Annotated in this window: 19 protein-coding genes, 1 pseudogene and 1 riboswitch; of the genes and pseudogenes, 9 read left to right on the forward strand and 11 right to left on the reverse strand. The window is 72.9% G+C overall.

What is annotated here, in order from left to right; genetic code table 11:
* The first annotated feature begins 190 nt into the window (after window positions 1-190).
* Complete coding sequence (locus tag ACFVU7_RS23445) at window positions 191-1,006, forward strand: alpha/beta hydrolase (protein WP_388046908.1); 816 nt, start codon at window positions 191-193, stop codon at window positions 1,004-1,006.
* Window positions 1,007-1,015: 9 nt separating this feature from the next.
* Here ACFVU7_RS23445 and ACFVU7_RS23450 read toward each other — a convergent pair whose 3' ends face one another.
* Entirely contained in the window at window positions 1,016-3,781 is a 2,766-nt protein-coding gene (locus tag ACFVU7_RS23450; protein ID WP_388046956.1) for an AAA family ATPase, read from the reverse strand.
* 617 nt (window positions 3,782-4,398) lie between these two features.
* Between ACFVU7_RS23450 and ACFVU7_RS23455 the strand changes: the two genes are divergently transcribed.
* From ACFVU7_RS23455 to ACFVU7_RS23465, 3 genes are all read left to right on the forward strand, one after another.
* Window positions 4,399-5,001: a DUF1349 domain-containing protein gene (locus ACFVU7_RS23455; RefSeq protein ID WP_388046909.1), complete on the forward strand. Its 603-nt coding sequence runs from the start codon at window positions 4,399-4,401 to the stop codon at window positions 4,999-5,001.
* 192 nt (window positions 5,002-5,193) lie between these two features.
* Window positions 5,194-5,535: a thioredoxin family protein gene (locus tag ACFVU7_RS23460; protein ID WP_388046910.1), complete on the forward strand. Its 342-nt coding sequence runs from the start codon at window positions 5,194-5,196 to the stop codon at window positions 5,533-5,535.
* Window positions 5,536-5,575: 40 nt separating this feature from the next.
* Window positions 5,576-6,469 (forward strand): class I SAM-dependent methyltransferase, encoded by an 894-nt coding sequence (locus ACFVU7_RS23465; RefSeq protein WP_388046912.1) that lies wholly within the window; start codon window positions 5,576-5,578, stop codon window positions 6,467-6,469.
* A gap of 104 nt (window positions 6,470-6,573) precedes the next feature.
* Here the strand turns inward: ACFVU7_RS23465 and ACFVU7_RS23470 are convergent, their stop codons facing one another.
* Window positions 6,574-7,785 carry an MFS transporter gene (locus ACFVU7_RS23470; protein ID WP_388046913.1) on the reverse strand — a complete coding sequence of 404 codons (1,212 nt, stop codon included), beginning with the start codon at window positions 7,783-7,785 and terminating at the stop codon, window positions 6,574-6,576.
* A 384-nt stretch (window positions 7,786-8,169) separates the two neighbouring features.
* Between ACFVU7_RS23470 and ACFVU7_RS23475 the strand changes: the two genes are divergently transcribed.
* Together ACFVU7_RS23475 and ACFVU7_RS23480 are read left to right on the forward strand one after the other, a co-directional pair.
* Window positions 8,170-9,906 carry an ABC transporter permease gene (locus tag ACFVU7_RS23475; protein ID WP_388046915.1) on the forward strand — a complete coding sequence of 579 codons (1,737 nt, stop codon included), beginning with the start codon at window positions 8,170-8,172 and terminating at the stop codon, window positions 9,904-9,906.
* A 108-nt stretch (window positions 9,907-10,014) separates the two neighbouring features.
* Entirely contained in the window at window positions 10,015-11,340 is a 1,326-nt protein-coding gene (locus tag ACFVU7_RS23480; protein ID WP_388046917.1) for a nitrate/sulfonate/bicarbonate ABC transporter ATP-binding protein, read from the forward strand.
* A gap of 18 nt (window positions 11,341-11,358) precedes the next feature.
* On the opposite strand, the gene ACFVU7_RS23485 is transcribed toward ACFVU7_RS23480, so the two are convergent.
* From ACFVU7_RS23485 to ACFVU7_RS23495, 3 genes are all read right to left on the reverse strand, one after another.
* Entirely contained in the window at window positions 11,359-11,730 is a 372-nt protein-coding gene (locus tag ACFVU7_RS23485) for a VOC family protein (protein ID WP_388046919.1), read from the reverse strand.
* 64 nt (window positions 11,731-11,794) lie between these two features.
* Window positions 11,795-12,562, reverse strand: a complete 768-nt coding sequence (locus ACFVU7_RS23490) for an MgtC/SapB family protein (protein ID WP_375875150.1) — start codon at window positions 12,560-12,562, stop codon at window positions 11,795-11,797.
* Between the two features lie 69 nt (window positions 12,563-12,631).
* Window positions 12,632-12,775 (reverse strand): hypothetical protein, encoded by a 144-nt coding sequence (locus ACFVU7_RS23495; RefSeq protein ID WP_388046921.1) that lies wholly within the window; start codon window positions 12,773-12,775, stop codon window positions 12,632-12,634.
* A gap of 214 nt (window positions 12,776-12,989) precedes the next feature.
* Window positions 12,990-13,166: riboswitch (M-box (ykoK) riboswitch) on the reverse strand.
* Window positions 13,167-13,337: 171 nt separating this feature from the next.
* Here ACFVU7_RS23495 and ACFVU7_RS23500 point away from each other — a divergent pair.
* On the forward strand, window positions 13,338-13,700 hold the full coding sequence (locus ACFVU7_RS23500) for an alkylmercury lyase (RefSeq protein ID WP_388046923.1): 363 nt from the start codon (window positions 13,338-13,340) through the stop codon (window positions 13,698-13,700).
* Window positions 13,701-13,882: 182 nt separating this feature from the next.
* Entirely contained in the window at window positions 13,883-15,142 is a 1,260-nt protein-coding gene (locus ACFVU7_RS23505; RefSeq protein ID WP_388046925.1) for an APC family permease, read from the forward strand.
* 49 nt (window positions 15,143-15,191) lie between these two features.
* Here the strand turns inward: ACFVU7_RS23505 and ACFVU7_RS23510 are convergent, their stop codons facing one another.
* The 4 genes and pseudogenes from ACFVU7_RS23510 to ACFVU7_RS23525 form a co-directional block, all read right to left on the reverse strand.
* Window positions 15,192-15,827 (reverse strand): class I SAM-dependent methyltransferase, encoded by a 636-nt coding sequence (locus tag ACFVU7_RS23510; protein WP_388046926.1) that lies wholly within the window; start codon window positions 15,825-15,827, stop codon window positions 15,192-15,194.
* Window positions 15,828-15,967: 140 nt separating this feature from the next.
* Complete coding sequence (locus tag ACFVU7_RS23515; RefSeq protein WP_388046928.1) at window positions 15,968-16,168, reverse strand: ferredoxin; 201 nt, start codon at window positions 16,166-16,168, stop codon at window positions 15,968-15,970.
* 3 nt (window positions 16,169-16,171) lie between these two features.
* Window positions 16,172-17,377 (reverse strand): cytochrome P450, encoded by a 1,206-nt coding sequence (locus ACFVU7_RS23520; protein WP_388046930.1) that lies wholly within the window; start codon window positions 17,375-17,377, stop codon window positions 16,172-16,174.
* A 202-nt stretch (window positions 17,378-17,579) separates the two neighbouring features.
* Window positions 17,580-18,422: pseudogene (locus ACFVU7_RS23525) on the reverse strand (helix-turn-helix transcriptional regulator).
* A gap of 125 nt (window positions 18,423-18,547) precedes the next feature.
* Here ACFVU7_RS23525 and ACFVU7_RS23530 point away from each other — a divergent pair.
* A complete protein-coding gene (locus ACFVU7_RS23530) occupies window positions 18,548-19,285 on the forward strand; it encodes an SDR family oxidoreductase (RefSeq protein ID WP_380741114.1) in 738 nt (245 codons plus the stop codon).
* Window positions 19,286-19,376: 91 nt separating this feature from the next.
* Here ACFVU7_RS23530 and ACFVU7_RS23535 read toward each other — a convergent pair whose 3' ends face one another.
* Together ACFVU7_RS23535 and ACFVU7_RS23540 are read right to left on the reverse strand one after the other, a co-directional pair.
* Window positions 19,377-20,072 (reverse strand): hypothetical protein, encoded by a 696-nt coding sequence (locus ACFVU7_RS23535; protein ID WP_388046932.1) that lies wholly within the window; start codon window positions 20,070-20,072, stop codon window positions 19,377-19,379.
* Window positions 20,073-20,117: 45 nt separating this feature from the next.
* Complete coding sequence (locus ACFVU7_RS23540; protein ID WP_074003376.1) at window positions 20,118-20,792, reverse strand: hypothetical protein; 675 nt, start codon at window positions 20,790-20,792, stop codon at window positions 20,118-20,120.
* Window positions 20,793-20,971 lie beyond the last annotated feature (179 nt).

Genomic DNA, 20,971 nt, shown 5'->3' on the forward strand with positions numbered 1-20,971 from the left:
CCGGCCGCCTGCCGGACGCATCGGTCACATGACGTCGAGACGCGGGAAGACGCCCGCGGACCCGCGAAGGGTCTGCCGGGCCGCCGGATTCAGTCATTCGACTGTGTCCGCCGGCCTGCCGCTCGGTGATCCTCGATGGAGCGCCGTGATGCCGGCGGATCGTCGTGCGTGCAATTCGGAAGGTCTGGCCGTGAAACAAACCCCCGTCGTCCTCATCCACGGTGCGTGGTTCCACATGTCCTCCTGGGAGGGCTGGGCCGAGCGGTTCACCGCGTACGGTTACGCGGTGTGCGTCCCGGGCTGGCCCGGCGAAGCCCACACCGCCGACCGGGCCCGCCGCGATCCCGGCCCGCCGCGCGACCTCGGGCTCGCCGCGCTCGCGGCCCACTACGAGCAGGTCGTGCGCGGCTTCGACGACCCGCCGGTCCTCATCGGGCACTCGGCCGGCGGCCTCATCGCCCAGCACCTCCTCGGGGCCGACCTCGGCCGCGCCGCCGTCGCCCTCGCACCGCTGCCGGCCGGCGGTGTGCCGCCGGCCGACGGCCGGTCCCGGCCGTGGCCGCTGATGTCGGCCGGCCCGACCCGGCACCCGGGCTTCGGGCAGCTGCCGCGCGCCCGGTTCCGACACCTCGTCGTCAACACGGTCGGAGAGGGGGAGGCCGAGCAGCTCTTCGACCGGTACGCCGTCCCGGCCCCGCTCCGGCTGCTCGCGGACCTCGGTCTCGACGGCACCGCCACCGGGCCGGTCGGCACCGTCGTGGACACGGCCAATACGGCGCGCGGACCGCTGCTGCTGGTCTCCGGCCAGGAGGACCGGATGGTCCCGGACGCCGTGACCCGCTCGGTCTACAAGCTCTACGGCGACTCCTCCGCCGTGACGGACCTGAAGCAGTTCGCCGATCGGGGGCACTCCCTGGTGTTCGACAGCGGCTGGCGTTCGGTCGCCGACCACGTCCTCCGCTGGCTGGCCGCCAACGGCGTCGAGGCCGTGGCCCCACAGGGGTGAGCGCGGGCATCAGACCTGCGCCGCGTCGGTCCGGCTCAACGCGTCGCGCAGTGCCGCCCGCGCCGTGATGCCCAGCTTGGGGAAGACGCGGTACAGGTGCGAGCTGACGGTACGCGGCGACAGGTGCATCCGCGCGCCGATCTCCTTGTTCGTCAGGCCGCCGGCGGCCAGGTCGGCGATGCGGCGTTCCTGCCAGGTCAGCGGGGCCGCGGTCAGCGTCGGGACGCGGGGCGGGGCCCCGGTGGCGCGCAGTTCGGCCCGGGCCCGTTCGGTCCAGCCGGCCGCGCCCAGCCGCTCGAACACCTCGGCCGCCGGGACCAGGTACTGCCGCGCCGGGGCCGGGCCCTGGACGTGGCGCACCCGGATGCCGTGCGCCAGCCGGATCCGGGCCAGCTCGAACGGGAAGCGGGTGGCCTCCGGCTGGGATTCGGCCCGCGTGAACATCTCGGCGGCCTCCCGCTCGTCCTCGGCGGTCATCGCCAGCGCGCCGTAGGTGATCAGCGCCAGGCGGGGCGACACCTCCGGCAGACCGGCGTCGCGGGCGGCGAGGGCGTGCGCCCGGGCCTGGTCGACGCGTCCGGTGTGCCGGGCGGCCTCGACGAGATCGAGCAGGGTGCGCGAGGCCTGGTAGGCGTAGGGCCGGAACCTGCCCGGCTGGGTGATGCCGATGGCGTAGAGGTACGCGGTCTCGTAGTCGCCGGAGCTCAGCGCGGCGGTCGCGCCGGCGGCGTCGGCGACCTGGGTCAGGAATCCCAGTCCGCGCGGGCGGGCCCAGGCGTCCACCTCGGCCTGCAGGTCCCGGGCCCGCCCGACCTGTCCGCGCAGCGCCGCGAGCTGGGCCAGGTAGGCGCGGCTCTGGGCGGCGAACAGCTGGTGGCCGTGCTCGGTCGCCAGGTCCAGGCCGCGTTGTCCGGTGTCCTCGGCCTCGGCCCATTCTCCGACCGTCAACTGGTCGAGCATGATCTGGTGCAGCATGACCATGCCGGTTGCCACGGCCCCGGTCTCCAGCTCGCGGTCGACGACACGCTGCAGGTGGGGGCGGTAGTGGCTCAGGAGGTCGAGGTGGTACGCGGCCGCGCCGAACTGCGTGACGTCCCAGGGTTCCAGATCCGGCAGGGTCGCGGCGGCCTGTCGCACCGGCCCGGCGAAGCCGGCTCCGTGCCTGGTCACGTCGCTCCAGGTGCCGCTGTAGAGACGCGAGCGCCGGGTGAGGAGGCTGCCCAGGGAGGCGAGGAGTTCGTGCGTGCTCTCCCAGGCCGCGCGGTCCCCGCTGTACTGGCTGATCGTCAGGAGCAGGACCACCAGCCGGGTGAGGACCTCGTCAGGTTCGGCTTCGCCGGCAGTCGACGCGACGGCCGACCCGCCGTCCCGGAGCTTCTCGATCGCGGCCGAGACCTGGCGGTGCGTGGAGCGGACGTCCCCGTCCTGGTGGAGCGCCCGGTAGGCGGCCGCCAGCACCGAGGCCGGCGACCCCGTCGAGCCGGGCGTGAGGTCCGCCTGGACCAGCCGGTGCGCCTGGCCGAGGCGGGCGGCGTGAGCGGCGACGAAGGCCGCGTCGGCCAGGCGCCGGGACCGGCCGGTGTGGGTCTCGCTGAGCTCGGCGGCCCGGGTCAGCCAGGCCACGGCCGCCAGCGCGCCGCCGCGCCGGGTCGCCGACTCGGCCGCCGCCTCCAGGATGTCGGCGACGTCCTCGTCCGGATCGACCGTTGCCGCCGCCAGGTGCGTCGCCCGGCGTTCGAGGTTCTCCCGGTGAACCTGTGCCAGCGCCAGGTGGGCGGCGCGGCGCTGGTTGGGAGTGGCCATCCGCACGACGGCGGACCGTACGAGCGGGTGCCGGAAGACGAGATCGCCGGTGACCACCTCGATGTCCAGCAGCCCCGCGGCCACCGCCGTGTCGGCGTCACGCATGCCGTAACGGGTGCCGGGGACGGTGTCGGTGCCGCTCGGGGCCCCGGCGCCGTCGAGCGCGCCCATCAGCAGCTCGGTCCGCACCCGCTCGTCGAGGGCGGCGATGCGGGTGCCGAACAGTCGTTGCAGCCGTCGGGGCAACGGCACGCCGTGCTGGCCGACCAGGTCTTCGACCGGGAGATCGCTCGACCGGCCGGCGAAGTGGGCGGGCAGCTCCAGCAGGGCCAGCGGGTTGCCCCGGGCCCGCTCCAGGACGATTCGACGGACCTGTCGGCTCAGCTCCGGGTACCGGTGGTCCAGCAGGCGGGCCGCGTCCTCGTCGGTGAGGGCGGTGACCGGCAGTTCGGGCAGTGCGGCGGTGTCGAAGCGGGACGTGATGTCGCTGCAGACCGCGACCAGCATCTTCGCCGGGCCGCCGGCCAGGCGTCGGCCCACGAAGCCGCAGACGTCGGCGCTGGAGTCGTCCAGCCACTGCGCGTCGTCGAGGACCAGCAGCAGCGGCCGCTGCGCGGCGGAGAGCGACAGCAGGCTGAGCACGGCGATGCCGAGCGCCATGACCGACGGCGGATCGCCCCGCACTCCGCTGAACACGGCGTCGAACACCGCCCGGGTCCCGTCGTCCAGCCGCGCGACGTCGGTGAGCAGCGGATGGAGGACCTGGTGCAGCCCGGCATAGGGCAGCTCGGACTCCGCCTCGACACCGGCGGCCCGGATGACGACCTGGCTCTCCCGCTCCGCCAGCGCGGCGGCGTGGCTCAACAACGAACTCTTGCCGACCCCCGTCTCCCCCCGCAGGACCAGCGCCTGGCCCGTCGCGGCCGTCACGAACGCCGCGAGCTCCGCCTGCTCGTCCTCGCGGCCCACCATCGCCGTGGTGACGCCCCATCGCTGGAACCCGGTCATGTCCCCTTGCCCCTTCCTGATTTCGTTCCCACCGCGCGGCAGCTCCCGCAGCGCCGGCGGGTTGACGCGTGCTTCGACGACGATCGCGTCCCGCACGCGGAGGTGCACCGGACCGGGCGGCATCGAGTCGAGCAACGTCCGGGCGTCGTCGCCGCGGAGCCCGTCCACCCGTGGTTCCGGCAGGCCGGCAAGGCGTCCGGCGCTGGTCGGCGTGCGGGCCCCAGGGCGGTCGTGCCGACGCCGGAAGCCCCTGCCAACAGGCCCCACCCCCGTCAGCTCCTTCGCGGCCATGGAAGCCGTGCGGCGTCCACCGACCACGATCCCGGGACCACGGGCCCGTCGAGCCAGTGTCGAACCCTGGCCAGTACCCTGGCCGGGGGCGGCCGGTGTCCGGCACGGGCGCGGTGGGGCCGGCATCCTCCTGGCCCCCGGGGGCCAGCTGACGGGACGCCACGCCGACGCCCTCCACCACCCGTAGACGCCCGCCGCGCGACGGGTTCCCCTCGCGTCGACGGGCGCGGAGGAGTCCGGGGCGGACGAACACCGACCGAGCGCCCCACCCGCACAACGGAAGCAGAGACATGAGCGATCAGCACACCATCGGCTGGGACGACGCGACCTGGCTCAACCCTCCGCTGGACGCCGTCCACGACGGCTCCGGGCTGCTGGTCACCACCCGGGACCGCAGCGACTTCTGGCGCACCACCAGTTACGGCTTCGTCCGGGACGACGGGCACGCGCTGCTGACCCCCTTGCCGGACGCCAGCGCCGTCGAAGTGACCTTCGTCGCCGACTTCGACGCCCTCTACGACCAGGCCGGACTCATGGTCCGGGTGGACGAGCGGACGTGGATCAAGGCCGGCGTGGAGATGACGGACGGCGTCCCGCACCTGGGCGCCGTCGTCACCCGCGGGCAGTCCGACTGGTCCCTGGCCCCCGTGCCGGACTGGAACGGGCGCCGCATCACCGTCCGGGCCAGCCGCGTCGGCGATGCCCTGACCATCCGGGCCCGCCGCGACGACGACCCGTGGCGCATGGTCCGGCTCGCCCCGCTGGCACCGGAGGCGGTGGCATCAGCCGGCCCCTTCTGCTGCTCCCCGCAGCGCGAGGGCCTGCAGGTACGGTTCACCGGCTTCCGTCAGGGGCCCGCCGACGCGTCGCTCCACGACCCGGGCGCGGCGTAGACCGAGCGTGCCACGGCCCCCGCACCTTCCCTGAGTCAGGAAGCATATTTGCGAAAACGGCAAGTCTGATTGCCGTCTCTGCGATTGCGGGCGCACCCTCGGAGCTGAGGTTCGAGCGCCGCCCCGGTCCCGGTCCGGTCCCGCCGGGAGCGGCGCTCGTGCGCGAACGCACCGGAAGAGGAGAGCCCCGCCATGGCCGCAAAGTCCACCCGCTTCGTGGAGAGTGTCACCGAACAGACCTTCCCCGCCCGCGTGTTGAAGGCGGAGCGCCCCGTCCTGGTCCAGTTCTGGGCCGCGTGGTGCGGGCCGTGCATCAGGGTCACTCCCATCGTCGAGGCGTTGGCCGCCGAGCACGCGGGCGTCCTGGACGTCGTCAAGATCAACGTCGATGAGGAGGCCGGACTGGCGGAGCGGCACGGGGTCACGTCGATCCCCGCCTTCGTGGTCTACACCGACGGCGCCGCCGCCATGGCGTGGACGGGTGCCGCGCCGAAGCCGGTCCTGGAGCGCCAGCTCGCCCCCTTCCTCCGCTGAGCGCGGACCCGGACCGACCTACGAAGGAAGGCATGGACTCATGAACCCGCAGCACGACCAGGACCTCGGGTGGGACGCCTCCGGCGCGCTCCGGGAACGCGAAGCCGGCGTGCACGCCCCCGCTCTCCTGCGGGCCGTGGAGTGGTTGCGGGGTCTGCTGCGGATCGGCGGCGGCGGACACGCCCCCGTCCACCGGGTGCTGGACGTCGGCAGCGGGCCTGGCGTGGTGACCTGCCTGTTGGCGCAGACCTTCCCGGACGCCGAGGTCGTAGCCGTCGACCGGTCGCCCGGCCTCCTGGAGCAGGTCCGTTCGCGTGCGGCGGCTCAGGGGGTGGCGGACCGCGTCGTCACTCAACTGACGGACGTCGGCGGCGAGTTCGACGCGCTGGGTGCCGCCGACCTGATCTGGAGCCGTCACGGTGTCCAGCAGGTGGGGGACCAGCAGGCGGCACTGCGCTCCCTGGTCGCCTGCCTGCGGCCGGGCGGGCTCCTCGCCGTCGCCGAGAGCGGGCTTCCCCCGCGTTTCCTGCCCCGCGACATCGGCACGGGGCGTCCGGGCTTGCAGGCCCGCCTGGACGCGGCCGCCGAGGACGCCTTCGGCGCGATGCGCGACCAACTGCCGGGCGCGGCCGCGACGGTGGAGGACTGGCCGGCCATGCTCGCCCGTGCCGGGCTCGTCCCCAGCGGGACGCGCAGCTTCTTCACCGATCTCACGTCCCCCCTCGGGATGTCGGCGCGGGAGTACCTGCACCTGCGTCTGACCCGGCTGCGCGACCGGATCGGTGACCGGCTGGATCCGGAGGACCGCGCAACGCTGGAGCAGCTCCTGGACAGCGACACGTCCGCGGGCATCCTCGGACGTCCTGACGCCTTCTACCTCACGGCCGACACCGTCCACACCGCCCGGCTGTGCCACGGCGGCGTTCGGCACTGAAACGCTCCTCACCGTGACGAGGCCGCAGCTCCCGGGCTGCGGCCTCGTCGCTCGTCGTGGCCGGTCCGGACCCGGTGTCGGCGTCGGTGACGCCAACGGGATCGTCAGCCGTTCTCGCAACGATCGGGAGCCGGGGCCGCGGGCCGCTCCATCTCGCGCAGTCGTGCGAACGGCGCGGCCGTGGCGAGAGCGAGAGCGATCGCTCCCACGAGCAGGAGGGCGAACCAGCCGCCGGACTCGTCGATGACGACTCCGGCCGCGGCGGACGCCAGCGAGGCGCCGAGGTTCACGGAGGTGTTGATCCAGGTCGACGCCTCCGTCCGGCCGGACTCCGGGACGACGGTGTCGGCGATGAGGTACCCGGTGATGAGGGAGGGGGCGAGGAAGAGGCCGACGAGGGCGAGGCCCGCGGCGAAGAGACCGAGCGGGTGCAGCTGGGACACGAGCACCGCGGCGAGCCCCATGCCGGTGCACAGGGTGAACAGCCTCGTGCCGATTCCCGACGTGAGCTTCAGCTGCCCGTAGAGGAACCCGCCGAGGGCGCTTCCGCCGGCGAAGGCCGCCAGGAGCCAGCCCGAGGCCGCGACGGCGTCACGCTGCGCGGCGACGGCCGGCGCCGCGATCTCCGCGACGCCGAGCACGCCGCCGACGCCCACGAGGACGGTCAACACCCGTGCGAATCCCGGCTGCTGGAGCGGGCGGTCACCCCGAGCGACACCCCCTCCCGTTCCGCGCAGCGCCCCCGACGACGCGCTGGACGTCATCGCCGCGGTGCCGAGGAAGACCGTGGCGGCGGTCACCCAGAGTCCGGTGGCGGGAGACGTGGCCACGATGACCGCGGTGATGACGACGGGACCGCCGACGAAGAGGAGCTCCTCGCAGACCGCGTCGATGCTGAACGCCTTCGTCCGCTGGTCACCGGCGGTCGTGAGCGACGCCCAGATCATCCGCATCGCGGCTCCCAGGGGCGGCGCGGTCAGGCCGACCACCGCGCCGAGGACGAGGAACCAGGCATCCGGGACGCCTTCGGTTCCCGCGATGAGCGCGAGGGCGACGAACCCCGAGGCCTGGCCTGCCGCCATGGCGGTGAGCGCGATCCGCTGCCCGAGCCGGTCGACGGCCCGGGCGCGCCAAGGGGCGGCGACGACGTTGGCGATCCCGAACGTCGCTGTCGCGAAGCCGGCCTGGGAGTACGAACCCGTACTGTCCTGGACGGCGAGGAGGAGGGCCAGGCCGCCCATCGCCAGGGCGGACCGGGCGACCAGGGCGGGGAGGAAGGCGCGAAGCGCGCCGGGAAGAAGAAGCACTGCGAGCATGAGGAGGCTCCGATGATGCGCGGCCGGAGTCGTGTGCGCGGCCGCCGACGTCTGACGGTGATCGAAGTCCGGAGGGCATGGGGAACCGCACCCTCGACGGATCAGAACCTGGGCGGGAGGGACCCAGGACCGTCAGATGAACATCACGATGAACACCCGTGGAGCCTAACAGGCGGGTCGCGGAGACCAGCCGGAATTATCGCCCCGCCGGTGCCGCCCAGGTCCTCGACGTCGGCCTCGCGGCCTGAGACACCACAGGGCCCGGGGCATTGGTCCGTGCCGGTGAGCGGTCCCGTCGCGTGCCCGGGGATGGGCGGTCCGGCGGGCCGGGCGTGGTTCAGTGGCGCGGACGGCGGTGACCAGGGGCTTCGGAGGGTGGTGCGGATGTCGGGCGAGGGCGGGTTCCCTTCCCGCGGCGTGTGGCGGCGCCCGGCACTGCGCTGGGTGGACGTGCTGGTGACGGCGGCGCTGGTGGGGCTGCTGTACGGCCTGCTGCGGCTGGCCCCGTCGCTGGACGCGCCGTTCCTGCCGGAGCAGGCGCCGTCCACGGTGTCGACCGACCCGTCGGACCTGCCGTACTACGCGGTGCGGTCCCTGCTGCGGATGTTCGTGGGGCTCGTCGTCTCCGTGCTGTTCACCTTCGTCTACGCCACGGCCGCGGCGCGGATGCGGCGGGCGGAGAAGGTGCTGCTGCCGGTGCTGGACGTCCTCCAGTCGGTGCCCGTGCTGGGGTTCCTGTCGGTGACCGTGACCGCGTTCATCAACCTCTTTCCCGGTTCCACGCTGGGGCTGGAGTGCGCGTCGATCTTCGCGATCTTCACGTCGATGGCGTGGAACATGACGTTCGCCTTCTACGCCTCGCTGACCAGCCAGCCCGGGGAACTGGACGAGGCGTCCCGGGTGATGCGGCTGACCAAGTGGCAGCGGTTCTGGCAGCTGGACGTGCCGGGCGGGATGATCCCGCTGGTGTGGAACGGGATGATGAGCTTCGGCGGGGCGTGGTTCTTCCTCGCCGCGTCCGAGTCGATCAGGGTCCTGGGGCACCAGTACGCCCTGCCGGGCATCGGGTCCTACGCCGCCGCCGCGATCCAGGAGGGGGACCTGGGGAAGGTGGGCGTCGCGATCGCGGTGATGGTCGTGATGGTGGTCGGGGTGAACGTGTTGTTCTGGCGGCCGGTGGTGGCCTGGTCGGAGCGGTTCCGGGTGGAGGAATCGGAGGCCGCCGAGCGGCCCCGCAGCGCCGTGCTGGACCTCCTGCGCCGCTCCAGCGTGCCGGAGCTGCTCGGACGGCCGCTGCGGCCGGTCGGCACGGCGCTCGACCGCGGCACCCGGGCCTTCGGCCTGGCCGAGCACCCGCTGGCCCCTCCAGCGGCGCGCGAGCGGACCGGGGACGTGTTCTTCGCGGGCGCGGTGACGGCCGTGGTGCTGCTCGGCACCTGGCGGGCCCTGGACTACGTCGACGCCACGGTCGGGCTGGGCGAGTTCGTCCACGCCCTGTGGCTGGGCGCGGTCACCTTCGGCCGGGTCGTGGTCCTGCTCGTCGCGGCGACCGTGGTGTGGGTGCCGATCGGTGTGTGGATCGGCATGAACCCCAAGGTCACCCGCTTCGCCCAGCCGGTGGTGCAGGTACTGGCGAGCTTCCCCGCGAACTTCCTCTTCCCCTTCGCCACGGTGCTCTTCGTGGCGCTGGGCATCTCGCTGAACGTCGGCGCGGTGCTGCTGATGGCCCTGGGCGCGCAGTGGTACATCCTGTTCAACGTCATCGCCGGCGCCTACGCGATCCCCTCCGACCTGCGCGAGGCGATGACCGGCTTCGGGGTGAGCGGGACGCTGCGCTGGCGCGCGTTCATCCTGCCGGCGGTCTTCCCGTACTACGTCACCGGCGGGATCACCGCGGCGGGCGGCGCGTGGAACGCCTCGATCGTCGCCGAGGTCGTCGACTACGGATCCCACCACCTGACCGCGACCGGGCTCGGCGCCTACATCACCGCCGCCACCGCCACCGGCGACTTCCCGAGGATCCTGGTCGGGATCAGCGTCATGAGCATCTACGTCGTCGCCCTCAACCGCCTGCTGTGGCGCAGGCTCTACCGGATCGCCGACACCCGCTACGCACTCTGACCGAGGGGCCGAGGGACCGAGAGACCGAGGGACGGGGAGACAGCGGGACGGCGAGACAGCGGGACGGCGAGACAGAGGGACCGAGAGGCCGAGGACCGAGGGAGCGCGATGACCACCAGCACCGTCCACACCCCGATCGTCGAGGCGGTCGGCGTGACCAAGACCTTCACCACCCCCGACGGGCGGGCCCTGCCGGTGCTGGAGGACATCGGCCTGCGCCTGGTCGAGGGCGAGATCGTCGCCCTGCTCGGCAAGTCCGGCTCCGGCAAGTCCACCCTGCTGCGCTGCCTGGCCGGCCTGATCGCCCCGTCGTCCGGCACCGTCTCCTACCGGGGCGATCCGCTCACCGCCGCCAACCCCGGGGTGGCGATGGTCTTCCAGTCGTTCGCGCTGCTGCCGTGGCTGACGGTCCAGCAGAACGTCGAAGTCAGCCTGCGGGCCCGCGGGGTGGGGGAGGAGGAGCGGCGCCGGCGGGCGCTGGACGCGATCGACCTGATCGGCCTGGACGGCTTCGAGGGCGCCTACCCCAAGGAGCTGTCCGGAGGCATGCGGCAGCGGGTCGGGTTCGCCCGGGCCCTGGTGGTCGAGCCGGACGCGCTGTTCATGGACGAACCGTTCTCCGCGCTGGACGTGCTGACCGCCGAGAACCTGCGCTCCGAGCTGGTGGGCCTGTGGGAAGGGCACGAGGCGCCGGTCAAGGCGATCCTGATCGTCACCCACAACATCGAGGAGGCGGTGCTGCTCGCCGACCGGATCCTGGTGCTCTCCTCCAACCCCGGGCGGATCCGCGCCGAACTCACGGTGGACCTGACCCGGCCCCGCGACCGCCGCACCCCGCAGTTCGAGGCGCTGGTCGACACGGTCTACGGCATCCTCACCGGGCGGGAGGAGGGCGCGGCCGCCGGCGCCGGACCGGCCGCCCGTCCGGTCGAGACCCCGATCACCGTCCCGCTGCCGCAGGCGAGCGTGGGCGGCCTCGCCGGCCTGCTGGAGATCCTGCTCGCGATGGGCGGGGAGGAGAGCCTCGCGGAGATCGCCGACGAGCTCAACTTCGAGGTGGACGACCTCCTGCCGATCGTGGACGCCGCCGTCCTGCTGGGCCTGGCCACCACCATGGCCGGCCGGATCGCGGTCACCGGCGTCGGCCGGGAGTTCGCGGCCGCCGACATCCTCGCCAGCAAGCAGCTCTTCGCCCGGCTGGCCGCCCGCCGCGCCCCGCTGGTGCGCGCCATCGTCCAGTCCCTGGCGGCCACCGAGGACCACACCCTGCGCGAGGGCCTCTTCCTCGACCTGCTGCGGCGCGGCTTCGACCCGGTCGGCGCGCGCCGGCAGCTGGAGACCGCCATCGACTGGGGTCGGTACGCGGAGCTGTACGACTACGACGCCGACGACGCCGAGTTCGAGCTCGAACCCGGGGCGGAAGCCGCGCTGTGACGCGCCCGGCCCGTCCGGTCAGGGGGCCGAGGCTTCGACGAACTCCAGGAGATTGCCCACGGGGTCGGTGGTGTAGAAGCGGCGCTGGGGCGGCAGGCTGTCGTCCCAGACCACCTGCGCGCCGAGTTCGGCGAGCCGGTGGGCGAAGTCGTCGATCTCGCAGACCTCGAGGCCGGGGTGGGCCTTGGTACTGGGGCGGAAGCGCTCCTCGACGCCGAGGTAGAGCCGGACCCGGCCGCCGTCGGCGGCGAACCAGCAGCCGCCGCGGCCGGTCAGCGGCCCGGGCTTGGGCAGCTCCGCCATCTGGAGGACGTCGCCGTAGAAGGCGCGCAGCAGTGCCTCGCTGCCGGGTGGTGCGGAGAGCTGGACGTGGTCGAGGGCCGTGATCACTGCGGTGTCCTCTCGGTCGGGGTGGTCGGGGCGGTTTCGACGGGCGGCCGGGTGCGGGCCGTACTCAGGCGAGTGCCGGCTCCGCGGCTGTCGTCGGGTGCCCGGCTGTCGGCTGCTCGGCGGCGTCGCGGCCGTCGTCGAGGTGCCAGTGCAGGTCGCGTACGCCGGGCTCCAAGGACAGCCGGGTGACGACCTGTTCGAGCGCCGGGGCGATCTGTCGGGCGATCGCGACGGTGGCCCGCAGGCTGGTGGCGTCGCCGTTGTCGGTGCGGCGGGCGCGCAGGCCGGTGGGGGCGAGTCCGGAGGCGGCGAGGGCCTGGAGCAGCAGGGCCCGGATGTGGGTCTCGGACTTGCGGTCGCATTCCAGGTGGACGGTGGCGCGGGTGGTGGAGTCGGGGTCGCTGCCGGCCTGTGGGGCCCGGTCGAGGAGTCGGCCGGCGGGGCGCAGGACCAGGTGGACGACGAGGACGGCGAGTGTGCCGAGGACGGCGAACCGCAGTTTGCCGGAGGCGGCGAGGACTCCGACGGCGGCCGAACACCAGAGTGTGGCGGCGGTGTTGAGGCCGCGTACGCCGGCGCCGTCGCGCAGGATGACGCCGCCGCCGAGGAAGCCGATGCCGGAGACGACGTAGGAGGCGACCCGGGTGGGGCTGGCGGCGTCGCCGACGGCCTCGCTGTAGAGCACGAACAGGGTGGCGCCGGCGGCGACCAGGGCGTTGGTGCGCAGGCCGGCCATCCGGGCCCGCCACTGGCGTTCGACGCCGATCAGCGCGCCGCAGGCGACGCCGGTGGCGAGCCGTACCAGGAAGTCGACGGTGGTCAGGGTGTGCACGACGGCACCTCCTTCACGGGAGGAGGGGTACGGACGGTGGCACGCGGTCGGCGCCCCCGGCGCGGTGGGTCAGCTGCCCGGGGCGGTCCGGACGATCGTGATGACGACCAGGACCGTCACGATCGGCGGGTAGGTGCGCAGGGCACCCGTGCCGATATCGCAACCGGTGGAGACCGCGCATCGCGCGCCGAGGATGCGATGCCGGCAGGGCACGGCGAAGCCGTCGGGCGGGCGTGACGCAGCGGCGCGTGTGCGCGCGGGGAAGGTGGCTACCGCGTGCCGGAGGTGTACGAGGGCAGGCGCGGGAAGGGCCGACTGTGGCCCGGACTACTGCAATCCATGTCTCTCGCCTCCTCCCGGTCGACGCACCCCGTGGTGCGTGTGATCGACACGGCAAGGAGTTCGCCGGCGCGCGGAAACAGCGGCCGACTCACCCCAACTCGTCAGAGCTTTGGCACTCCACGGCGTGTCCGGCCGCCTCGGCCGGAAGCCACTTCGGATCAACCCTTAGGTCGGGAGGATCTGTCCTAACCCTGGGCGTCTCTCGACGTCGTCGGATCAGTGGCCTGTGTCCGTGAAGAAGCCTCACCGAACGAGGTGCCTTCTTCAAACCTCGAAAGCATAGTCCTCCGCCTCGGGCATACTTGCGCACTTGGTAGAATCTTTACCTTTCGGCTCATGCGGAGAGTGGGGGCACGTGACGGCCGCCTGACCCCTCACCTCGCCAATCCCGGGCACCCACCGCGCCGGTCGATGATCCGGTCTAGCGTGAACGGTGCTGACGACGAGGACGAAGGAGGTGGCGGCCGTGCGGCTGGAGATGCTGACGGTTCCGCGGTGCCCGAACGAGTCGGTGCTGGCGGAGCGGCTCGCCGTGGTGCTGGCCGACCTGCCGGGCGTCGGGCTGGTGCGGCACGTGGTCGAGGACCAGGAGGACGCCGAACGCCTGGGCATGCACGGCTCGCCCACCCTGCTGGTCGACGGGAACGACCCGTACGCCGCCCCCGGAACACCGCCGAGCGTGTCCTGCCGGCTCTACCGGAGCGCGGACGGCCGGGTGGACGGGGCGCCGAGCGTCGAGGAGCTGCGACGGGTACTCGGTGCCCCGGCCCGGTCCGCCACCCGCGAGGTCGGATGACGTGCTCCGCGGGGACCGACCCGCGGGCTCGTGCCCACTCACGGTGAGGCGTCCTGGCTCGCGGGCGGTGGCCAGACCCTCGCCTCGGTCCGGTCCGCGAGGCCGGCTCGACACCTTGCTCCTATAGCGTGCGCCGGAACCGAAGTCCGGAACGGCCGTGGGCCGTGGTCGAGGAGCGAGCGATGGGGACACCGGCAGCGGCCCGGGCCGGGGAGCTGGGGCGCTACCTGGGTGTGTTCGACGCCGTGGTGATCGGGCTCGGGTCGATGATCGGCGCGGGGATCTTCGCCGCGCTCGCCCCGGCCGCCGGCGCGGCCGGGTCTGGTCTGCTGCCGGGCCTCGCCCTGGCCGCGGTGGTGGCGTACTGCAATGCCACCTCCTCGGCCCGGCTGGCCGCCCGCTACCCGGAGTCCGGCGGCACCTACGTCTACGGCCGTGAGCGGCTCGGCGAGTTCTGGGGCTACCTGGCGGGCTGGGGCTTCGTGGTCGGCAAGACCGCCTCCTGCGCGGCGATGGCCCTCACGGTGGGCTCCTACGTGTGGCCCGGACAGGCGCACGCGGTCGCGGTCGCCGCGGTGGTGGTGCTGACCGCGGTGAACTACGTCGGTGTGCGGAAGTCCGCGTGGCTGACCCGGGGGATCGTCGCCGTCGTCCTGGCGGTGCTCGCCGCCGTGGTCACCGCCTGCCTGACCGGCCCCGCCGCCGAGGGCGCGCGGCTCGCCGTCGGTACGGACGCGACCTTCGGCGGGGTGCTCCAGGCAGCCGGGCTGCTGTTCTTCGCGTTCGCCGGCTACGCGCGCATCGCCACCCTCGGCGAGGAGGTCCGCGACCCGGAGCGGACCATCCCCCGGGCGATCCCCACCGCGCTCGCCATCACGCTCGTCGTCTACGCCGCCGTCGCCGTGGCCGTGCTCGCCGTGCTCGGGCCCGACCGGCTCGCCCACACCGCCGCACCGCTCACCGAGGCCGTGCGTGCCGCCGGCGTCCCCGCGCTCGCCCCGGTCGTGCGTACCGGGGCGGCCGTCGCGGCGCTCGGCTCGCTGCTCGCGCTGATCCTCGGGGTCTCGCGCACCACCCTGGCGATGGCCCGCGACCGGCACCTGCCCCACGTCCTGGCCGCCGTCCACCCGCGCTTCCAGGTGCCGCACCGCGCCGAGCTCGCGGTCGGCGCGGTGGTCGCGGTCCTGGCCGCCACCACGGACGTCCGCGGCGCGATCGGCTTCTCCTCCTTCGGTGTGCTGGCCTACTACGCCATCGCGAACGCCTCCGCCTGGACCCTCACCCCCGTGAAGGGCCCCGTGCGGATCGTGCCCGTCGTCGGCGCCGTCGGCTGCGTGCTCCTGGCCTTCGCCCTGCCGCCCTCCTCGGTCCTGTGGGGAGCCGCGGTGATCGCGGCCGGTGCCGCCGCCTACCGCCTGCGCAGGGCCGCCGCCCGCGCCTGACGGACGGGAGCACCGTCCCGGCGGCTAGGCAGGGCCCCGGGAGGTGGCGTTACGCCTGGGCGCGGCTCAGGACCCAGACGCCGTAGGCGTCGTTCGCGGGGTGCAGCTGGTAGGTGCCTGCCCGCAGGTCGACGCGCAGTCCGGCGGCGGTCAGGTCCGCCTCGAACTCCGCCGCCGGGTAGGTGCGGGCGTGCGGTGGCGGGTCCTGGAGGTGGAAGCCGACCAGGATCCGGCCGTTCTCGCCGAGCACGTCGCGCATCGCGCCCAGCGCCCTGCGTTCCGTGTCCTCGGCGAGGAAGACGATGACGTTGCCCACGCAGACGACCAGGTCGAACGGGCCGTCGTCGGGGCCGAGGTCGAGGATGTCGCGCTCCTCGATCGCCAGCCCGGGGTAGGTCTCCCGGGCCTGCCGGACCAGGGCCGGGTCGGGCTCGATCGCGACCACGTCGTGCCCCCGCCGCAGCAGCGCCGCGGCGACCCGGCCCATGCCGGCGCCGGCGTCGAGCACCCGGGCGCCGCGCGGCAGGAGCGTGTCGGCGAGGCGGGCCTCACCGTCGACGTCCTCGCCGGCGGAGATGAGGTCGGCGAACCGCTTGCCGAAGTTCCCGCTCTGCCCCGCCTCTTGCCAGCGGGTTCGCCGCGTCGTCGGTATGGGCTCTCCGTGCGGCGGCGTGGTGCTGTTCATGTCCCGCATCCTAAGGCGAGACCGTCGGCGCTGGTCACGGCCACCGAACGCCCGGCCGCGGGCCCTGGCGCCGCAGGCCCTCCCGGGGCCTCGGGCTCCGCGAGACGATCGGACGATCATGTGTCGGACCGGCCCGGCCGTCACAGCTCGGCCGACAGGCTGATCGCCGAGGCGGGGCACAGGGCGACCGCCTCGCGCACCGCGTCCAAGGCCTCGGCGGGAGGGGCGGGTTGTCGTACGACCGAGGTGCCGTCGTCCTCGCGCTGGTCGAAGACCTCGCCGGCCGTCAGGGCGCACATTCCGGAGCCGATGCAGCGGTCGACGTCCACGGTGATCCTCATCGGTCACGCGTCCCAGGTGACGGGGAGGCTCTTCACCCCGTAGATGTCCGCGAGCTCCGGGCGCAGGGCGACCTCCTCGGGCGGTACGGCCAGCCGCAGCGTGGGGAAGCGGCCGAGCAGCGCGGGGAAGGCGACCCGCATCTCGATGCGGGCAAGCTGCTGGCCCAGGCACTGGTGGATGCCGTGGCCGAAGGCCAGGTGTCCGCCGTCCTGCCTGCTCAGGTCGAGCACGTGGGGATCGGGGAAGCGCTCGGGGTCGCGGTTGGCGGTGTTGAAGGAGAGGATCAGCCGGTCGCCGGCCTTGACGGTCCGGCCGCCGAGTTCGACGTCCTCCAGGGCCGTCCGCATGAAGGTCTTGGCGACGCTCAGGTAGCGCAGCAGCTCCTCCACGGCCCGGTCGGCGAGCGCGGGATCGGCGCGCAGCGCGGCCAGTTGGTCCGGGGTGCGCAGCAGCGCGAAGGTGCCGAGGGCCAGCATGTTCGCGGTGGTGTCGAGACCGGCGGCGAGCAGGATCAGGCTGATCCCCTTCAGTTCCTCGTCGGTCAGGTCGCTGTCGGTGAGGTCGCTGAGCACGTCGTCGGTGGGGTGGGCGCGCTTGGCGGCCACGAGTTCCGCCAGGTACTCCTGGGTCGCGGCGTAGGCCGCCATGAGGTCCTCGTCGCTCGTCTCCCCGTTCATGAACGAGTCGACCTGCTCCTGGAAGGAGCCCCGGTCCTCGTACGGCACCCCGAGCAGTTCGCAGATCACGATGGCGGGGATGGGCTTGGCGAACGCGGTCACCAGGTCGGTCGGAGGCCCGGCCGCCTCCATGGCGTCCAGGCGGGCGGCGGTGACCTGCTCGATGCGCTCGGTGAGCAGCCGCATGCGTCGGACGGTGAACTTGCCCGTCAGGGGCTTGCGGTAGCGGCTGTGCTGGGGCTCGTCCATGAGGACGAACTCCCCGGGCGGCGCCGGCGGGATCTGGAAGTCGCCGTAGTCGATGGTCGGGTGGAGCATCAGGTCCTTGCGCGAGCTGAACCGGGTGTCGGCCAGCACCGCCCGGACCAGGTCGTAGCCGGTGACCAGCCAGCCGGGCTTCCCGCCGGGGAAGGTGTAGCGGCTCATCGGCCCGTGCCGGCGGGCGTCGATCAGCTCGGCGGGCGGGTCGAAGGGACAGCCGGGGCGGCGCGCCGCCGGCATGGTGGTGACGGTGTGCGGGGATTCCCCCATGGCCGTGCCTCGTTTCGCGTTGCCGCACACGTTCGGACAACTGGAAAGCTACGGCTTCTCCTGACGTGGCGTCAATCGCACGAAAGGCATTGTGCCAGCTCAGCGGCGGCAAACTGATGCAATGACGCTGGGGTCGAACGCAACGGAACGTTGCAATGGATGAAGGTTAAGGCAAATCCGCCGGGGGTCGCGGAGCAGGCTGTCACCCGGCGGGCCGGTGGGCGCGGTTCGCTGTGGCGTGCACGGAGCCGAGCAGGCTGAGTGCCTCGGCGCTGGGGCTGCCGGGTTCGGCATGCTAGATGATCAACTGCTGGCCGGGGGCGTCCCGCACGTCGAACGCGTGGTGGGTGAGGGTCATGCCGCCGACGTCCGGGTGGTGGACGTGCTTGTGTTCGCGGGTCTTGCCGCGCACGGTGTGGGTGTTCCACAGCCGGGCGAAGTCCGTGCTGCGCGTGCTGAGTTCGCCTACGAGAGCCCGTAGGCGCGGACTGCCCGGGTCGACGCCGGACGCCTGGCGCAGGTGCCCCACCACCGTCTCCGCCGTCCGGTCCCATCGGGGGTGGAACGGTCGACCTGCCGGGTCGAGGAAGACCATGCGGGCCAGGTTGTCCATCGTTTCGAAGGGGGAGTACAGGGCCTCGGCCAGGGCGTTGGCGGCCAGGACGTCCAGGGCCGGGTCGATGACGAACGCCGGAGTGCCGGGGTAGCCGTCCAGCAGGACGCGCAGGGCGGGGGCGACCCGGTCGGTGGCGGCGACGGGCCGCCGGGACGGTGCGGTTCCGGACAGGTGGTGAAGGTGCGCCCGGGCGTCGGTGTCCAGCAGCAGCGCGCGGCTGAGCGCGTCCACCACCTGCGCGGACGGGTGGCGTTCGCGGCCCTGTTCCAGCCGGGTGTAGTAGTCCGCGTTCACCCCTGCCAGTACGGCGACCTCCTCGCGGCGCAGCCCGGCGACCCTGCGCACGCCATGGCTCGGCATCCCGACCTCGTCCGGCCGCACGGCCGCACGGCGTGCCCGCAGGAACTCACCCAGCTGGTTGTCGGTCATGTGCCCACGCTATGCCGAGGGCCCGGTGTGCTGCCTGGGTGTACCGCACCCGGGCAGCACACGGCCTGGGCCGCCTGGAACACCTCGCCCAGACTCGGTGCCCTACCGAGAGATGAGGGGCAGTCATGCACGACCGGACAGTCAAGGTTGTAGCGATCACCGGTGCCAGCAGTGGGATCGGCGAGGCGACCGCCCGCCGGCTCGCCGCCGACGGCCACCGCCTGTTCCTGGGAGCGCGGCGCACCGATCGCCTGGAGCGACTCGTCACGGAGATCACCGCCGCGGGCGGCACGGCGGCGACCCGGCGCCTGGACGTGACCGGGGCCGCCGACGTGCGGGACTTCGTGGCCGCGGCCGAAGAGCGGTACGGCCGCGTGGACGTGATGGTCAACAACGCCGGGGTGATGCCGCTGTCGCCGCTGGAGGCGCTCAGGACGGAGGAGTGGGACCGCATGATCGACGTGAACCTGCGGGGCGTCCTGCACGGCATCTCCGCCGCCTTGCCCGTGCTGCGCGCCCAGGGCGGCGGGCACATCGTGAACATCGCCTCCGTCGGTGCGCACGAGGTCTCTCCCACCGCCGCCGTGTACTGCGCCACCAAGTTCGCGGTCCGTGCGATCTCCGAGGGCCTGCGTCAGGAGTCCGCCGGTGACGTCCGGGTCACGCTGGTCTCGCCGGGTGTCACGGAGTCCGAACTCGCCGACGGCATCGCGGACCCGGCCGCCCGGGCGGCCATGCGGACCTACCGCGCCGTGGCCCTGCCGGCCTCCGCGATCGCGGACGCCGTCGCCTACGCGATCTCCCAGCCGCCGTACGTCGACGTGAACGAGATCGTCGTACGACCGGCGGCGAGCGCCCAGTGACGGAAGATCCCGGAATGCTGCCGGCACCGGCGCTACGGCACCGGGCCGGGGCACGGCAGGTGCCGCGCCCCGGCCCGGTGCCGAGGGAGTCTCAGACGAGGCTGTTGAAACGCAGGACGATGTCACTGTTCGGGAGGCTGCTGAGGGTCCCGGTGCTGCATTTCGTGATGTCGGCCCCCGGGTAGAGGGTGCCGGTGACGGTGGCACCGGGCAGGACGGTGCTGTCGAGGGAGACCACGCCGTTGAGGTTGTTGGTGATCTCGTTCTTCGAGGGGTCGGCCTGGACGCGCTGCATGCCGTCGGCGTTGATGGTGGAGACGCCGGCCGAATTGCCGCTTCCGTCGGACCAGTTGACGACGATGGTGCCGGTGAGCTGGCCGACCTGGCTGCACGAGAGGGTGGCCGCCCCGGTGAGCGAGACCGTTCCGGCGGACAGCTCGGGTCCGCCGTTCTGCGTCAGACACCTCTCGACGACGCCGTTGGTCATGGAGATGTCGACCGAGGTGGGGGTGTTCGTGACCGGCTGGGTACTCTGGATCGTACCGTTCGCGCCGCACATGAGCTTGAGCAGGGGGGTGGCCCGGGGTTTGGCAGCCCCGTCGGCGCCGTCGGTCACGACCGGCGTGTCGGCGGCCGAAGCGGGGGCGGACTGCTGGAGCAGCACGGCCGAGGTGGCGGCCACGGCGGCCAGGGCGAGCGGGACGACGGCCAGGTGCCACCGGCGGGGCTTGGAGGGTGTCGTTTCCCGCGTCGGGACGGGGTCGGAGTCCCAGGAGTGCGAAGGCATGGTGTTCCTGTTCTGTGAAGTCGGGCGGCTGGGAGAGGGGAGGGGTCAGAGGAGGGCGGAGAACGCGGCGTCGTGTTTCACGGTCATGCTGCTCAGGCCGTTGGAGCAGTTGCTGATGTCGCTGGTGGGCTCGAAGGTGGCGACGACGCCGGCCCCCGGCAGGACGGTGCTGCCGAGGGACACCGTGCTGTCGGTCGAGTCGAGGATCTCCTCGTGCGCGGGGTCGCCTTCGACGGGCTGTGCGCCGTTGGTGGTCACGGTGGAGGTTCCGACGACGCTGCCGGTCTGGTTCAGTCCGCTGTACCAGGTGATGGTCTCGGTGCCGCTGAACGAGCTGGGGGAGGAACACGAGATCGTGCCGGAGCCGGCGAAGGTGAACGTCGCCGACAGGACGTTCGCGGGCCCGCCGTTCTCGGCGAAACAGTCGTCGTAGGTGCCGACCGCGGTGATGGACACGCTCGTGGGGGCGTCCGTGATCGGCGCGCTGGTGGTGACGACCGCCTGCCCGGAGCAGCTGAGCTTGGTCAGGAGCGTGTCGCGGTGGCCGGTGGAGCCGCTGGCGGCGGCCGGAGTGGGGGCGGTCTCCTGGATGAGCAGGCCGGCACCGGCGACCGTGGCGGCCAGGGCGAGCGGGACGGTGGCGAGGCGCCAGCGCCGGGTCGAGGAGTTTCCGGCGTGTGGACCGGACGGGGTGTCCGCGGCGGTGGGCTGAAAGCCCATAATGTCCTCCTTTTGATTGTGTATACGAACTGCTGGTGCCAGGATCACCACTGGCATGGAACTGCGCGATCCAGGCGGGACCGGATTCGCCTTTACGGTGCGATATTGATCCGACTGTCGCAGCGTGTGGGAAGAGTCCTGAATGGGTTGACTTTTGCCACTAAAGATCGCTGACGATC

Source organism: Kitasatospora sp. NPDC058046, from assembly GCF_042885595.1.
Classification (GTDB): Bacteria; Actinomycetota; Actinomycetes; order Streptomycetales; family Streptomycetaceae; genus Kitasatospora.